Source organism: Roseofilum halophilum BLCC-M91 (assembly GCF_030068445.1).
Lineage (GTDB): Bacteria > Cyanobacteriota > Cyanobacteriia > Cyanobacteriales > Desertifilaceae > Roseofilum > Roseofilum halophilum.
Map to the genome: position 1 here is coordinate 14,407 of NZ_JAQPOK010000035.1, position 16,866 is coordinate 31,272.

At 47.6% G+C, this 16,866-nt stretch carries 12 protein-coding genes; 4 read left to right on the plus strand and 8 right to left on the minus strand.

All coding sequences use genetic code 11. The features are described from left to right. Positions 1-99 precede the first annotated feature (99 nt). The 3 genes from PJF56_RS04310 to PJF56_RS04320 are packed head-to-tail and all read left to right on the plus strand — an operon-like array spanning position 100 to position 1,771. Positions 100-609, plus strand: a complete 510-nt coding sequence (locus tag PJF56_RS04310; RefSeq protein WP_283761412.1) for a TIGR02652 family protein — start codon at positions 100-102, stop codon at positions 607-609. Positions 610-620: 11 nt separating this feature from the next. After that, complete coding sequence (locus tag PJF56_RS04315; protein ID WP_283761413.1) at positions 621-1,037, plus strand: VOC family protein; 417 nt, start codon at positions 621-623, stop codon at positions 1,035-1,037. Between the two features lie 14 nt (positions 1,038-1,051). Continuing rightward, complete coding sequence (locus PJF56_RS04320; protein WP_283761414.1) at positions 1,052-1,771, plus strand: class I SAM-dependent methyltransferase; 720 nt, start codon at positions 1,052-1,054, stop codon at positions 1,769-1,771. Between the two features lie 172 nt (positions 1,772-1,943). On the opposite strand, the gene PJF56_RS04325 is transcribed toward PJF56_RS04320, so the two are convergent. The 4 genes from PJF56_RS04325 to PJF56_RS04340 all read right to left on the minus strand — a co-directional run bounded on the left by PJF56_RS04325 (position 1,944) and on the right by PJF56_RS04340 (position 7,272). Continuing rightward, positions 1,944-2,942 carry a transaldolase gene (locus tag PJF56_RS04325; protein ID WP_283761415.1) on the minus strand — a complete coding sequence of 333 codons (999 nt, stop codon included), beginning with the start codon at positions 2,940-2,942 and terminating at the stop codon, positions 1,944-1,946. A 246-nt stretch (positions 2,943-3,188) separates the two neighbouring features. After that, entirely contained in the window at positions 3,189-3,560 is a 372-nt protein-coding gene (locus tag PJF56_RS04330) for a cyclic nucleotide-binding domain-containing protein (protein WP_283761416.1), read from the minus strand. A 216-nt stretch (positions 3,561-3,776) separates the two neighbouring features. Continuing rightward, positions 3,777-5,411, minus strand: a complete 1,635-nt coding sequence (locus tag PJF56_RS04335) for an alpha-D-glucose phosphate-specific phosphoglucomutase (RefSeq protein ID WP_283761417.1) — start codon at positions 5,409-5,411, stop codon at positions 3,777-3,779. Positions 5,412-5,508: 97 nt separating this feature from the next. After that, positions 5,509-7,272, minus strand: a complete 1,764-nt coding sequence (locus PJF56_RS04340) for a sodium:solute symporter family protein (protein ID WP_283761418.1) — start codon at positions 7,270-7,272, stop codon at positions 5,509-5,511. Between the two features lie 443 nt (positions 7,273-7,715). Between PJF56_RS04340 and PJF56_RS04345 the strand changes: the two genes are divergently transcribed. Further along, complete coding sequence (locus tag PJF56_RS04345) at positions 7,716-9,221, plus strand: calcium-binding protein (RefSeq protein WP_283761419.1); 1,506 nt, start codon at positions 7,716-7,718, stop codon at positions 9,219-9,221. Positions 9,222-9,240: 19 nt separating this feature from the next. Here the strand turns inward: PJF56_RS04345 and PJF56_RS04350 are convergent, their stop codons facing one another. The 4 genes from PJF56_RS04350 to PJF56_RS04365 form a co-directional block, all read right to left on the minus strand. Then, positions 9,241-11,139 (minus strand): mechanosensitive ion channel domain-containing protein, encoded by a 1,899-nt coding sequence (locus PJF56_RS04350; protein ID WP_283761420.1) that lies wholly within the window; start codon positions 11,137-11,139, stop codon positions 9,241-9,243. A gap of 153 nt (positions 11,140-11,292) precedes the next feature. Beyond that, entirely contained in the window at positions 11,293-12,345 is a 1,053-nt protein-coding gene (gene mtnA, locus PJF56_RS04355; RefSeq protein ID WP_283761421.1) for an S-methyl-5-thioribose-1-phosphate isomerase, read from the minus strand. Between the two features lie 109 nt (positions 12,346-12,454). Further along, a complete protein-coding gene (locus tag PJF56_RS04360) occupies positions 12,455-15,391 on the minus strand; it encodes an ATP-binding protein (protein ID WP_283761422.1) in 2,937 nt (978 codons plus the stop codon). A gap of 264 nt (positions 15,392-15,655) precedes the next feature. Next, entirely contained in the window at positions 15,656-16,732 is a 1,077-nt protein-coding gene (locus PJF56_RS04365) for a transporter substrate-binding domain-containing protein (protein WP_283761423.1), read from the minus strand. Positions 16,733-16,866: the final 134 nt, after the last annotated feature.

Genomic DNA, 16,866 nt, shown 5'->3' on the forward strand with positions numbered 1-16,866 from the left:
TAGGCTTTTAGTCAAATCACAACCAGAGAAGAACACAGCAAAGTTCTCCTGGTTATAATACAATCACAAAATGCGATTTGTTGTGGCAAAAAACGCTTCATGATCAACCCCACGTTTCAATATCCCGTTTTTGGGCCAGAGATACAGTGTCCTCACTGTCGTCAAACGATTCCAGCGTTGACGCTGACGGATACCTATCTTTGTCCTCGTCATGGTGCGTTTGAATCCGATCCAAAGACGAAGGAATTACTCCATATCCAGTCTGGCCGTCATTGGCGACTCTGGAAAGACCAATGGTATCGACAACATACCCATCCCGATGGAATTCGCTTTGAGATCCATGAGGCTTTAGACCGGCTTTATACTCAAGGGTATCGGGCCACTAAAATTATTATTGCTCGGCGCTATCAGGAATTAATTTATGCCTATTTGGAGCGCAATTCAGCTTGGCGCAATGGGGAAGATTCCCAAACCCCTAAATTATATGGGTTGCCGGTTGAATTTAGTCCCGATCCCTCCGAGGAACCCTGCTGGGAGGTGATCAATTTTGATTTGGATAAGGAACCGGGCGCACCGGTACGTTATCCCTATTTCCGGTTGTTTGAATAGGGTGTATTGCCATGCACCATGTTTCGATTCGCACGGGTAACATCCATCAGGCGATCGCCTTTTATGAGACCCTCGGATTTGAGGTAACTGAGCGCTTTACTACCGGGATGACGTTGGCCTGTTGGCTGGAAGGGTTGGGAGGACGGATTGAGTTGATCCAAATTCCTGAACCCCGTCCGGCGGCTGATGCGTTTGGGGATGAACATTATACTGGATATTATCATTTATCGTTTGATTTGAGCGATCGCGCTTCGGATTTACCAAGCTGGTTACAGGAGTTACAGGGAAAAGTCTCCGCTTGTCCAAGTCTTCCTCCCCTGAAGATTTTGTTGGCTCCCATGCAACAAATGATTGGCGATCGGGTTTATGAGGTGGCCTTTATTGCTGATATGGATGGCTTACCCCTAGAATTTTTACGCCGGTTATAAGAGAGATACCGATTATGAAACTTCCCATTTCTCCCCAAGAGGCTCGTCAGTTAGCCATTTCCTTTTTAGCCCAACAAGGACTTAACCGAGAGTTTGTGGAAAATGCTTCCTTAAAACCGGATGATGCGGAGATCTTGGTGCAGTTTTGCCCCCATGAGCGTCCGGAAAAAATTCTAGAAGTGGGCACGTTCGTAGGCGTGTCTTCTGTGGTGTTAGGCCTGTGTTTTCCCGACTCTGAGATGATCTGTGTCGATCCCGGTTTGCCCACGGGTTTGATGAATGGGTTGTGCGTGCGCAAATTTGAGATTCCAGACTACCAGCAAACCATGCTATCGTTTGTAGAGGCAGCGCTTACCCATGTGGGGGTTCGCCATCGCTTCAAGATCTATCAGGGCTTTTTCTCTTGCTGTTTCCCCGATGCTGGCGATCGCCAAAAAGTAGCCGACTATGGTGTTAATTTAAATGATTATGCCCTGATTGGCCCAGAAGTTTGTCAAACCCATGGCCCCTTTAATGCCATTTTCCTCGATGCCGATCACCACACGGAAGCGGTACTCAGCGATCTACTCCTTTTATCTTCCTATATAGCACCCGATGGGGTGATTATTCTCCATGATATGGGAGAGGATTTCTGGGGGCAACAAGTTCGGGAAGGGGTACATCAGTTCTTAAGAGTGCATCCTGAGTTTAGCCTAGAGCAACAGGGAGATTTAGGTAAACTGCATATCAAATAGGAGCGAAAAATTTTTCGCCCCTGCAACCAACCGTGTCTCACTGTTTATCTATAGTCAATTCAAATAACCATGAGTAGGGGCGGGTTTGAAACCCGCCCCTCAAATAACCGTGAGTAGGGGCGGGTTTGAAACCCGCCCCTACTTAATTCGGGTTGTTTTTCCGGACTTGATATTAAACGGCAACCATTTCTTCTACTTGATTTAAACGCTCTGCTAAGAGACTTTCTAACTGTTCTAAAGCTTTAGAAAATCCTTTAACTCCTTCGTCGAGTTTTTCCGAAGCCATGGGATCTTCAGAGTGCATTTTTTCAAAGGTTTCCCGATCCATGGGGATTTTTTCGATGTCCATTCCCTTAGCCGCTTGTGGATCGAGTTTTCTGGGTAATTCCCCAGCCGTGCTATCGAGTTCCTCTAGGAGTTTGGGGGAAATGGTGAGGAGATCGCATCCAGCTAATTGGGTGATTTCGCAAATATTGCGGAAACTGGCTCCCATGATTTCCGTGGGATAGCCAAATTTCTTGTAGTAGTTGTAAATTTGGGTGACCGACAATACCCCCGGATCTTCTGCGGGAGGATAGCTATCTCGTCCGGTTTCTTTCTTGTACCAGTCTAAAATACGACCGACAAAGGGAGAGATTAGGGTAACTCCGGCTTCCGCACAGGCGATCGCCTGGTGCAACCCAAACAAGAGGGTTAAATTACAATGGATGCCTTCTTTTTCCAGAATTTCCGCCGCTCGGATGCCTTCCCAAGTGGAGGCAATTTTGATTAAGATGCGATCGCGAGATACTCCAGCTTCTTCATATTGGCTGATAATGTCTCTCGCTTTGGCGATCGTCGCTTCTGTATCATAGGATAAGCGAGCATCCACTTCTGTAGACACCCGTCCAGAAATAATATCCAGGATTTTTACTCCAAAGTCCACGGCTAGGCGATCGAAGGCTAATTGAACCACCTCCTGAGTCCCTGCTGCCTCTCCTAGATCTTTTCTAGCTTTTCTCAGGGTACTATCCACAATCTCTTGATATTCCGGCATTTGAGCGGCTGCGGTGATCAAGGAGGGGTTAGTGGTTGCATCGCGAGGGGTAAATTTCTCCATCGATTGCATATCACCCGTATCTGCCACCACCACGGTCATTTGGCGCAGTTGTTCGAGTAGCGTCTGATTCATATTCTCTCCTAAAATTGCTGTCAATCGGGCAAGGGGTTTATAACTTAAACTTACCCACTTTGATCGTAAACAATTTTCTGGAGTCCTGAACTTAAATAACCCTTAAAAATTTAGGGGGGATGGCAAAAAAGTTTAAGAATCATTTCAGGATTGAAGTGAAACCGCTTGGGTCTGTATTCACCCTACTCACCTAAGCATAAATAACCAATTACCCATTACCGATTACCCATCACCAGCGCGTAGCGCTCACATTTCATGACGTTTGAGCCGTCGCAGGCGATCGGAATAACTCCGCAACACTTCTAGGGCAAATTCTGGCGTTTCTTGCACCGCAAATAAAAATCGCCGTCTATCGATAAAGGCTAGGGTGCAATCGGTTTTTGCCACTGCCGTAGAAGCGCGAGTGCCTTGATGATGAACTAAAGCACCTTCACCAAACACATCGCCCTGTTCAATGGTTTCAACAACTTTACCCTTCACCTTTAATTCCACCGTTCCTTCAATGATGCCATACATATGTTCCCCTTTATGACCATCTTCAAAGATGATCTCTCCTGCCTTAAAATGGCGGGGTTCGTGTTGTTTTTGAAATAATTTAATTGTTTCTAATGCGACCATAAACACTCAATTGATCTCCTATGTTAAAACTGATTGTATTCAATCCATATCTTGAAAAGATGGAAGTCAATGGGTAGTAAGAATGTAGGTTGGGTTGAGGGACAAAACCCAACGCCAGTCTGACGAAAGTTGGGTTTCACTTCGTTCAACCCAACCTACAATTTTAACCTTTCTAAGCCACTACGGCCTCTTGTTTTAACCCCTACCACTGAGAAATTAAGTAATTACAGTGGGCTTATCTCTACCGGTTAAAGAACGAATTTGGGCGATTTCATCTGCGAGTTGAATTAAGGGGGCTAAAGCCTCTTGAGGGTCTTGGTGATGCGCTTTAGAATCGGGTTCATACCGCTCTAAATAAACACGCAAAGTTGCCCCTTGAGTTCCGGTTCCTGAAAGACGGAAGACGATCCGAGAACCATCGGTAAAGCCAATGCGAATCCCTTGTTTTGTGGCCACACTACCATCAATGGGGTCAGTATAGCTGAAGTCATCGGCGTATTTGACTTCATAGTTGCCATACTGTTTACCCTGGAGGGTGGACACTAAGGAGCGCAGGTTTTTCATTAAGGTATTAGCCGGTTCAGTGTCTACTCCTTCGTAGTCATGACGGGAATAGTAATTCCGACCATAGGTTTGCCAATGTTCGCGCACAATTTCCTCGACCGATTGCTTTTTAACGGCGAGAATATTTAACCAGAACAGAACAGCCCAGAGTCCGTCTTTTTCCCGCACATGATTGGAACCGGTTCCAAAACTTTCTTCACCACAAAGGGTGGCTTTTCCGGCATCGAGAAGATTGCCAAAGAATTTCCAGCCGGTGGGGGTTTCGTAACAGTCGATGCCCAGTTTTTCCGCTACCCGGTCGGGGGCTTCACTGGTAGGCATGGAGCGGGCAATTCCGGCGAGGCCGTCTTTGTATCCGGGGACGAGGGTGGCGTTGGCGGCGAGGACGGCTAAACTATCGCTAGGGGTAACAAAAAAGTGGTTCCCTAAGATCATATTGCGATCGCCGTCTCCATCGGATGCTGCGCCAAAGTCGGGCCCATTGTCTCCATAGAGAATCTCGACCAAATCATGGGCGTAGACTAGGTTAGGGTCAGGATGACCGCCACCAAAATCTTCTAAGGGAACGCCATTTTGCACCGTTCCCGCAGTAGCTCCGAGACGGGTTTCAAACAGTTCCTTGGCATAGGGCCCGGTGACGGCGTGCAGGGAGTCCATACACATACGAAACTGGCCCGACGTGAGATAGTCGCGAATAACGTTAAAGTCAAACAGAGATTCCATCAACTCGGCATAGTCGCTCACGGAGTTAATCACCTCTACGCTCATATCTCCCAATTTGAAGCTGCCCAACTGGTCAAGATTCAGGTCGGCTGCTTCTAAGATTTTATAGCGATCGATGGTTTTGGAGCGATCGAAAATGGCGCTGGTCACCTTTTCGGGAGCGGGGCCGCCATTACTGACGTTATACTTCACGCCAAAATCCCCTTCCGGCCCCCCTGGGTTATGACTGGCAGAAAGAACAATACCGCCAAATGCATTATTTTTACGGATAACGCAAGAAGCCGCAGGAGTCGATAAAATCCCCCCTTGACCGACTAAAGTGCGACCCACGCCATTAGCCGCCGCAATTTTCAAAATGGTCTGAATCGCTTGACGGTTATAATAGCGGCCATCGCCACCTAAGACTAGGGTTTTGCCTTGAAAGTCTTCTAAACTATCAAAAATCGATTGGATGAAATTTTCCAGATAATGGGGTTGTTGAAATGCTCGAACCTGTTTGCGTAAACCGGAGGTTCCCGGTTTCTGGTCGGTAAACGGTTGAGTTGAAATAGTTTTTATGCTCATAAATAGCTGATGCTCGGATCTTCAGCATCTTCATTTTCGAGCATTTCGTGCCTCTTGCGGCATTGACTTTGGCATGGGACGTAGATTTTACAAAAAGTCAATCCTCTTCTAACCCTGGTCGAGCCATGGGCGCAATCCTTAATTGACTGACATAGCGCAGCATCATCCACCCGGCAACGGCGATGACTAAGCTTGTCCAACCGACTCCCTGATTCAAGAGTAAAAAGCCGCCTACGGCGAACATAGCGCCGAAGAGGAGCAAGCTGGCTGCGGTGACTTTGAGTAAATCTTGGGGTAGGCTTTGTGCGGGTTTTAAGCCGGTGCGCGATCGCGCTCTGCGCCATCCGGGGCCGCCGGGACGCACTAACCGATAGAATTCATCTAGGGTGCGATCGGATTCTGGGGGCGTTAACACCATGGCGGTTACCCAACAAATGCCGCTAATACCCGCCGTTACCAGTAAGCGCAAGCCAAAGTCTTCAATGGTGAATACGGGTACAACACTGGTGGTTAATCCGACGACAAATCCGCCTACCATAGAGGCTAATTCGGCGGCGGCATTGATGCGCCACCAAAACCAGCGTAGAATCAGGACTAATCCCGGCCCTGTACCGATCGCAATCACCAACCGAAACACCGTTGCCACATCTTGGCTATAAAAGGCGGCGATCGCCCCGAAAACCGTTACCATAATCGAAGAAAGGCGACCGACTAGCACCAATTCCGACTGGGTAGACTCCGGGCGAAAAAAGCGTAAATATAAGTCGTTGGTTAAATAGGAGGCTCCCCAGTTAATGGAGGTGGACACCGTACTCATAAACGCTGCCAGCAGGGAAGCCACCACAACCCCCAACATCGCTGGAGGCAAGAAATCTAACATTAATTTCGGATAGCCCAACTCCGGATCTTCGAGGTTGGGATAAATCACCAGAGCAACCAGAGCCACTAAAATCCAGGGCCAAGTCCGCACCACATAATGCAAAATATTGAAAAACCAGGCCGCTTTTTCCGCTTCCGCTTCATCTTTCGAGGCTAATAACCGTTGGATAAATTCGCCACCCCCATCACTGCGCCGAAACGCCCACCACTGAATCAACATATACGCGCCAAAGGTACTTAAACTCAGGCTTGCTGCGTCACTATTGAGGGGAATAAAGGCCAGAAGATCCATATCTGTCCGTGCTTGCACTAGAGGAATTAACTCATGAATGCCACCAATATGACTCACGGCGATCGCTGCCACGGCGATCGCCCCAAATAAGCCTAAGAAAAACTGGAAAAAATCCGTCGCTACCACACCCCAAAGTCCAGAAATTCCCGCATAAAATAAGACAAATAAACTCACCCCCACCACGCTCCAGAGTTTCAGATTATCTCCCGGTTCAATGCCCAAACTTTGCCACAATTCCAGGGCATCAATCACCTTTACCATGGCGAGCATGGCGTACCCAATACCGATACAATTAATCGGAACCGCAAATAAAAAGGCCTTCACTGCCCGTAGAATGGCTGCCATCGATCCCCCGTAGCGAATCTCCGTTAACTGGGCATCCGTAACCACCCCCGATCTGCGCCACATGCGGGCAAAGATATAAATCATCACCACATGGGCAATGCCAAAACTCCACCATTCCCAGTTTCCGGCAATACCGCGACTGGCAACCACTCCGGCAATGTAGAGGGGAGTATCAATGGAAAACGTCGTCGCTGCCATACTGGTTCCGGAGAGCCACCAAGGGAGCGATCGCCCCGACACAAAAAACGCCTCTAGTCCCTCCGAGGCTTTCCCCGATAGATATAACCCCAACCCTAACGTTAAGACGAGATACAACAGAACAATTAACCAATCAATTAGAACCATAGACTTCTGGCGATAGCGGCGCTCCTATCTTATATCAATTAAAAATTAAAAATGGGTCTATAGCTAGTCTAAATGAGTTGTGCAACGGGAAATGCCCTCTCCCTAATCCCTCTCCCACTCCGAGAGGGACTTCTGCTCCCCTTCTCCTGCGGGAGAAGGGGCTGGGGGATGAGGGGCAGCCATTACATAACTCATTTAGGTTTGCTATGTAGCTAGTCTAAATGAGTTGTGCAACGGGAAATGCCCTCTCCCTCAATCCCTCTCCCACTCCGAGAGGGACTTTTTCCCCCTTCTCCCTTCGACTTCGCTCAGGGCAGCGCCTGCGGGAGAAGGGGGTAGGGGGATGAGGGGCTTCTCGATCCCAGTGATCCCAGGAAACTTACGCAAAGCAATTGTAGTCTTAATCCAGAGAATCCCAGGATAATTCACATCAGGAGGTTACTGTGGAAACCATTCTTTTTGATGGTACATTAAATACTCTACCCACCGAACAAGGCTACTTGTTTTTACAGGGTAATGGCTCTTCGCAAGCGGATGTCCTCAGTAACAATCGGGTCACCGTCAACACTCACAACGGCCCGCCCTCTTTAGGGTACGTCAACTATAGTTTGATGCAACTCCCCTTCCCAGTTAACAGCTCTCCTCACGTCAACCCCTTCAACGCCCGATTTCCCGTCCTCAACGCGACGGAGGGCTATAACGTATCCTTTAACCTCGCCCTCGACTCAGAGCAGAGTTCCGATCCCAATCAAGCCGGTTTAACCCTGCTGGTGGTGAGCGAGAAGGAAGCCGGTGAAATCGAGTTTGGGTTTACCGAAACCCAAATTTTTGCCAAAAATGCTGATTTCATCCCTGGAGAATCCGTTAACTTTAATACTCAAAGTGCAACTGACTACCAATTAGCGGTCAAGGATCAGAGCTATACCCTTTTGGCCAATGGACAACCCATCTTAAGCGGGCCCCTGCGTAACTATGGGGTGGGTGAAACCAATACTTATTCATACCCGAATTGGTTTTTCTTAGGAGATAACACAGATCAAGCCAGTTCAATGTTTTCCCTCGGTTCCCTATCCATAGAAGTTGCAGACGGTTTAACGGAGTCCCTACTCCCCACGAGGGGAACGGTGTTAACCTCAAGTCCCTCTCCTTTCCCCCTAGAGCGTCGGGTAGGAACAGAGGGCAACGATCTGATCATTCCCTCGATCAACCCTCTAGCCCGAAATTATTCTATTGTTAATCTGTTCGGTGGCCTTTGGGCTTTAGATGGAGATGACCGAGTATTTGGTTCACCCTTTAGCGAAATCATTCTGGGAAATGAGGGTGAGGATCAATTGTGGGGTGGGGGAGATAGCGATCGCCTGTTGGGAGGACAAGGCAATGATTTTCTCTTTGGTGGCCTGTTGCACGATCTGCTACGGGGGGATCTCGACTCCGATCGCCTTTGGGGAGACTCAGGCAATGATACCTTACGAGGTGGCCAAGGCAATGATACTTTACAGGGGGGATCGGGCCAAGATTTTCTGGTTGGAGATTTAGGCCTCGATCTGCTCACCGGGGGGGCGGATGCCGATACCTTGGTCTTGCGTCACGATGAAGCCAATACCGATCCCAGTTTGGTCGATCGGATTCTAGATTGGAATGGCAATGAAGACCGCATCGGTCTCACGGATGGCTTAACCTTTGCCGATCTAGAATTGGATATCACTGGGAATGTGGGCGGAACCGTTGCCCTAGATACAGTGATTAAAATTCGCGCCACTGGACAAAGCTTAGGCGCTCTGATTGATTACAGTTCTGGATTAAGTGCCGACCATTTTACCTCCCTTTCTCCCTCAGAGATGCAAACGGGAGCTGATGTCTTCAATCCCCAGATTATGCCCTATATACCGCCATCGTCGTTTCCTGATGTGATCTATATTCCCAATATTGTCCCACCCATCCCCCAATAAGGATTCAGAGGAGAAAGGGTTAATCTTCAATAACAGTAGAATCAGTCTCCGTATTTTTTTCCATTCCCCGTTCATCCGGGCGATCGCGCCAGCGATGCGGAGCATTATCGCCCCCCAAAGTCGTTGCCGGGTATGTAGAAGCCTCATCATCTGAAGGGGTTTCATCGGCATAGAAGCGATAGAAGAGGGGGCTATCTTCAAACTCATGCTCATCCAAAACATGATGAAAAATCCCCATATCCAGCATCATTTGTCCCATCATAATCGCTTCATCACGGGTGGCTTGTTCATGCTTGACTAACCAATCCACGGTTTCAGTACCGGTAAAACAGTGAGAAAAGACTTTTAAACCATAGCGGCGATCGCGAATAGAAAGTCCTTCCGGGCCCCGCATTCGTTGAATAATATCCTCCCAATTATATTCGGGCTGAATTTTCGGCGGTTCGGGGATGGGCACAGGGGACGGTTGCCAATTCTCTCGCCCTTGCTGTTTTAGCCAGGTATCGGTAACTTCTTCGAGTCCAGGAAGTTTAAGATGCAAATCCCGTTGAGGAAAGGGAATTTGAATCCCATACTGTTCTAAATACAGGGCCATATGATGCAGTAAATGGGTTCTCACCTTCGGTTGTTTCAGGGGGTCTCGAATAAAGACCACGATGCGAAAGTTGAGAGCGCTATCTCCAAATCCGCGAAATTGGGCTTTCGGTGGGGGATGGCGGAGAATTTCCGGGTGGGGAAGTTGGGCAACGGCCAGCAGGATATCATGAACCCGTTGCATATCCGAGCCATAGGCCACATCCACATATACTTTGAGACGAGTTAAACCGGTACGATTCCAATTTTGCACTTCTCCTTCAATGAAGCGGGAGTTGGGAACCATGATCGTAATGCGGTCAATCGTTGTCATTTCCGTCACTCTGGGGCCGATGCGTTGCACTAGGCCTTGAAAGTCTCCTACTTGCACCAGTTCTCCCACTTGGATCGGTCGTTCAAAGATCATAATGAGACCGCTAATAAAGTCTTTGACGATGTTTTGCAGACCGAACCCAATCCCCACACCGAGGACACTAATGACGATCGCCAGGGAGCTAAAGTCTACCCCACTCAGGGTGAGAATGAGCAGAAAGCCGATGAACAGGAGACCATAGCGAATGAAGGAGGCGATCGCCTGTTGGGAATGGCGATTGACACCCACAAGGGGGACTATTTTGGCCTTGAGAACTTCGGTAAAGGAATTGGTAATGAAGATTAAGGCGATCGCCATCACCCCAATTAACAGTAAATTATTCAGGGATAAGGCCCGTTCTCCCACCGTAAAAATTTGGGCTGAAAACAGATCCCGTAAGAGAATATAGGTGCGATAGAGCCAGCGACGACTGAGGGGAAACAGGTTAGTGACATAACAGATAAAGATCAGCCAAGTCGCGACTTGCAACAGGATCAGGGCTAAAATTTTCCAGGAGGTTTTAATCAGCTCCCCATGCTGGTTTTTTTGTCGTCGTAACCGTCTTTGCAGCCAAAACCACAGACTTTGCAGGGCGATCGCCACCCCACTGGCGATCAGGGCCATTTTAATCGCCCAGGCTCTATAAATGGGGGTTCGTTCTCGGCGAGCGCGTTGTAGAGCCTGTTGAATCTCGTTTTGCCAAAGTTGGGCTTGTTCTCTGGAGGGTTGCCCTGGCATCATATCCGATGGTGTCACCGAGATCAGGTGGCGATCATTGACTTGCAGACTCACGCGATCGTTCTCCTGCACAAGGGTAACTTCTGGCGGAGTATCCGTGGCGATCGCCCGATCCAATTTTTCCTGTAATAGCTGATTAATTTGCCTCGCTCTTTCCCCAGCACTAACGTTGCCAGCAGCTTCTACCTCAAATAACTCATAACCATCCAACACAATCGGAGCCTTATTTGCCACCTTCCCCGATCCTGGCATTTGGCTCCATCCCGGTGAGGATAGAGTGAATCCCCACACGAGCAAACCCAATACACCGATCCACAGTAGTTGAGCTAAACCTCGTCTGCTTCTGGTCTGAAGATATCCCCTATGCCCTCGTCGAGCCATCTGTCCCTACCCCTTTAGGCTGATTAAATCCTGGGGCGCAACGGCCCCTTTTTCCGTAATAATCCCTGCAATCAACGCCGCCGGAGTCACATCAAAAGCAGGATTATAATACTCCACACCTACTGGAGTAATGCGGGTGTCTCCCACCTGCGCCACTTCTTGACTATCGCGCTCTTCGATCGGAATTTCTCCGCCATCGGCTAACTTAAAATCCACCGTAGACAGGGGAGCGGCAACATAAAAGGGAATATTGTGGGCTTTAGCCGCCACAGCCACACTATAGGTTCCAATTTTATTAGCCGTATCCCCATTGGCGCTAATGCGATCGGCTCCCACTACGACTGCATCAATCATACCTTGTTGCATACAATGGGCCGCCATATTATCCGTAATCACCGTAACCGGTATTCCTTCTTGCACGCATTCCCAAGCCGTCAACTTTGCCCCTTGCAACCGGGGGCGAGTTTCGTCCGCATAGACACGCTTCAACCGTCCCTGTGCCCAAGCACTTCTGACAACCCCTAAAGCCGTTCCATACCCGGCAGTCGCCAAAGCCCCCGCATTGCAGTGAGTTAATAGATTTAGTCGCTCTGGCCTGTCTGGTAATACTTTAACCCCTTCTTGTGCGATCGCCTGACAAGTCTGTATATCCTCTTGCTGGATCTGTTCAGCCTCAGCCAACAATTGGGACTGAATCTCCCCGACAGAACCCGATGCATCCCTTGCCGTTTCTAACATCCGTTGAATCGCCCAAAACAAATTCACCGCCGTTGGGCGAGTTTGTTTCAGCATTTCGGCAACTGCTTCGAGTTGCTCCAGAAAAAGGGCACGCTCTTGAGTTTGAATTTCCCGCGCTCCTAAAGCCATGCCATAAGCCGCCGAAACTCCGATCGCCGGAGCGCCCCGCACAATCATTATTTTAATCGCCCGCGCCATCTCAGACGAGTTACGAATGTTCACTGTCGTATATTCTCCCGGTAGGCAAGTTTGATCGATCAGAATCACGCATTGATTTTCTCGATCCCAACGCACGGGATAAACCGGAGTATGGCAAACCATGGGACTTTAATTGACTGTTTTTTACCTTTCTATAGTAATACAGCATTTCCCACGAGGGAATAGGGAGGAGAGAAAACCGAGTTTTACCCTTTTATCGAGTCCTCTATTATTAATTATTTTGTCGTACAGGAATTTCCATAATAAACGTTGTTCCTTCACCCACAGCAGAGCAACAGCTTAACTGTCCATGATGTTTTTTGACAATAATTTCATAACTAATCGACAGTCCTAAGCCAGTGCCATTACCTACCGGCTTTGTTGTGAAAAAGGCATCAAAAATTTTAGACTGAATCGCTTCCGGAATTCCCGGCCCATTATCGGCGATCGCAATCGAAACCCAATGGGGCTGTTGAATCTTAGTCGTAATTGTAATTTGATTGGGAGATTGAACCAGTTCCTCCCAAGATCGGCATTTATTCTGCTCTTCAAAAATATCAAGTGCATTCACCAAAATATTCATGAATACCTGATTGAGCTGTCCTGGATAGCATTCAATTAACGGCAATTTTTCATAGTTCCGAATTACTTGAATCCCTGGATTGGTCGGTGTTTGATTCAATCGATTCCCCAAAATCATCAACGCACTTTCAATACCATCATGGATATCCACAACCTTAAAATCAGATTCATCTAACCGGGAAAATACCCTTAAAGACAAAACAATTTGCCGAATGCGATTAGTTCCCACCTGCATAGACTGTAACAGGTCAGGCAAATCTTCGCGAATAAAACCAATCTCCAACTCTTTCTTTAATGCGGCTAATTTTTGACTTGGATGCTCTAATTCCTGTTCGTAAGCATCTAGTAACAGTAATAAATCATCCACATAATCAACGGCATGGATCAGATTACCATAGATAAAATTGACTGGGTTATTAATTTCATGGGCGATTCCCGCTACCAACTGACCCAAGCTAGACATTTTTTCTGTTTGTACCAATTGGGTTTGGGTGCGTTTAAGTTGTTGTAAGGTGGTCGATAACTCGGCGGTTCTTTCTGCCACCCGTTGTTCGAGTTGATGGGTCAATTCTTGCAGAGCGAATTGGGTGCGTTCTCGTTCTTGAATTTCCGCTTGCAACTGTGAATTTTGCTTGTCTAATTCGTCTTCGGCTAGTTCTTGACTTTCTTCAGTTAAGACAAACCACCAAGCCCCCACTGCACATAAGACCAACAGCAAGGAATAGATTTCTAAAAATAGAGTTTTTATTAAACCTATATCCTCCACCGCAAACAGGGAAGATTCCCACACTCCAAAGAAGAAGACCAATCCTAAAACGGCTCCACTGGTTCCGGCTAAGAGGAAAAAGCCGCCTACAAATCGGATTACTCGTTTGAGAAATTGGGGAGAAAAGTGTTCTTGAAGAGTGTATATCCACTCCTGAGACATGAAGGATAATTGAGTCTCTTGAGTGTGCTTACAGGAATCATGACAATGGGCTTCTAGGGTGCAACACAAAGAACAAATATGGCCCTGATAAACGGGACAATAGGCACTGTCGGCTGGTTCGTAGTGCTGTTCGCAAATGGAGCATTGAATGAGGGAGGGACTAAGGTTGACAAGATCGCGGAGTTCGTTTTTACGGGCGATATAATATTTGCCTTGGGTTACCCAAGCCAACAGGGGCGATAAAATTAGGGCAATACCCAAGGCTAAAAAGGAGGAATAGGCTTGTAAATAGGGGCCCAAGAGTCCGAGAAAGGCGATAATGGCAATTATGGAGGCGATCGCCATGGAACCAAAGCCCACGGGATTGATATTGTAGAGATAGGCTCGCTTAAACTCGATATAGGAAGGACTGAGCTTCAGGGGTTTATTAATGACTAAATCGGCAACTAAGGCCCCGATCCAGGCGATCGCCACATTGGAGTATAGCCCCAAAACCGCTTCGAGCGTCTCAAACACGCCCAATTCCATCAGCAAGAGGGCGATCGTCACATTAAACACTAACCAGACGACCCGCCCCGGATGGGAATGGGTGAGACGGGAGAAAAAATTAGACCAAGCCAACGACCCCCCATAGGCATTGGTGACATTAATTTTCACTTGAGAAATTATCACAAATAAGGTCGCCACGGCCAATACTACCCCTGGATCGTCAAACATATCCGCAAAGCCACCCAGATACATTTGAATCGGTTGTTTGGCCTCACTTTCGGCTAATCCATGGGCGATCGCCAAAGACGCTAAAAAAGACCCCCCTAACTGTTTCGCGATGCCCAAAATCACCCAACCGGGGCCAGCCAGTATAACCGCCAACCACCATTTCCAAGCATTAGCGGAGGTTTTTTCCGGCAAAAACCGTAAATAATCCACCTGTTCCCCCAACTGGGCAATGAGAGCCAAAGACACCGTTGCGGCTGACCCAAACAACAGGGGATTTAACCCCGCACCACTCGCCGAATGACCGGCAAAATCAAGCCAATATTGAAATGCTCCCGGCTCCTTATACGCCACAAAAACATAGGGCGAAATCATTAAAAATAACCAAATCGGCTGCGTCCAAAGCTGCAACTGATTAATCAACGTCACTCCATAAAAAACCAAGGGAATAATCACCACCGAACAGACCAAATATCCCCAAGCTAAAGGCAGATGAAAATATAACTCCAAGGCTTGGGCCATAATGGCTGCTTCTAAGGCAAAGAAAATAAACGTAAACGAGGCATAAACCAAAGACGTAATCGTTGAGCCGATATAGCCAAACCCCGCCCCCCTGGTTAACAAATCCATATCAATACTATATTTGGCGGCATAATAGGTAATGGGCACGCCCGCCAGAAAAATAATTAAACTCGAAAATAAAATGGCCCAAAAGGCATTGGCAAATCCATAACTGATTAATAAAGAAGCGCCGATCGCCTCCAATGCCAGAAACGAGATGCCCCCCAAAGCGGTATTAGCAACCAAAAACTCCGACCATTTACGGAAGGATTTAGGGGCATAGCGCAGAGAATAATCTTCTAGGGTTTCATTTGCTACCCAAGTATTATAATCTCGTCGCTCCTTAACGATGCCTTTCACTAAATTTTTCATCAACAGAGTCATAAAATTTTTGTCCTAATCACCAACGTTAGAAGGGAACCCTTGTGATTCGATCTACAGTTCGCTACAGTTTTTTTTGGCGACGATAGGTTATTCTACCGGCTCATGCAAGGGTTTTTCGCTCAGGATAGATGCCTCAATGATGAAAAATAGTTTATATCAACTCGATGTCGGCCGTAGTGTCTCACGCTACTCTAGAAATAGAGTCATAAAATTTACAAAATAAAATTAGATATAGTGCTAGATGTTGTTCAAGCGGACTCGATATTATTCGGGTTGGGAGAACCATTTTTGGTTGAGAGACTCGATCCAATCTTGTTCTTTGAGTTGCAGCAGGTGAATATTGATCTGTTCTGTCAGGAGACTCTCTTGGGGAAAAGCAATGCCATAGTATTCTTGAGTCAAAAGCGGGAGTAGCAGACGGAACTCAGGATTGTTGGAGGCATAGTAGCGCAAGGTGGGCGCATCGGCCACAAATCCGTAAATTTTGCCTGTTCTTAGGGCTTGATACCCTTGTTCGTAGGAAGTAAAGGGAACCATTTTCATGGGTTGTTGGCGCACAAATTCAGCGGCCCTTGTTTCTTTGACAACGCCAACGGGATTCCCATATAAATCTTGAAGGGTTGAGGCAGCTCTGAGGCGCTGGGCGGTGAGAGAAGAGGTGAAATATCCGACGACAAATAGACTGACAAACATCCAAAATATGGCGACTATGCGCCCGACAAATCCTACAGGGCTTTTATCTCCATACCCGACCGTTGTGGCAGTGACTAATGACCACCAGAGGGCTTCCCAGATTCCCCTAAGATAGGTTTTGGGAAACATATCTGGGTTGTTGCGACGCTCAGAAATCCAGAGGAGGTGGGCAGAAATGATGGAAATTCCGAGTAAAATACCGATCGCTTTTAGGGCTTCTGGAGAGCTGATATAAGACCATAGAATGAGTAGGGGTCGTTTGCGATAATCCCTGACCATGACTTGTAAGCCGGTGGGATAGTAGGGAAAAGAGAAGTCTAGGGTTTGTTCTCGGTTGGCGGTAATGGTGAAGGCGGCGATCGCCAGATCTACTTCTCCCGTTTCTACGGCTGCTAACACTTCGCTAACGGAACCAAAAATTACCCATTCATACTCTAGGTTGAGGTCGTTGGCAACTTTTTCCCAAAGTTTAATACTATAGCCAAAGGGTTCGCCGTTGGATTCCATCAATACAAAGGGTTCAACGGGTTTTGTCCCCACTTTTAAGACTGGGGAATCGGTTTCTTGGGCTACGGCAACCCCACTGAAGCCGCAATTCAAGACCAGTAAGCTAATGCTGCTAATGAGTGATAATAATGTCTGTTTCATCAGAAAAATTGGGTCTGAAACCCCGCCCTTCCAGGGCGGCTTTACTAACCATAGGCTACCACAATTACATCTTAGGTGCTACAATGTGAGAACTCCTTTGAATCCCACATGGAAAGAGCATTTAACTACCGATT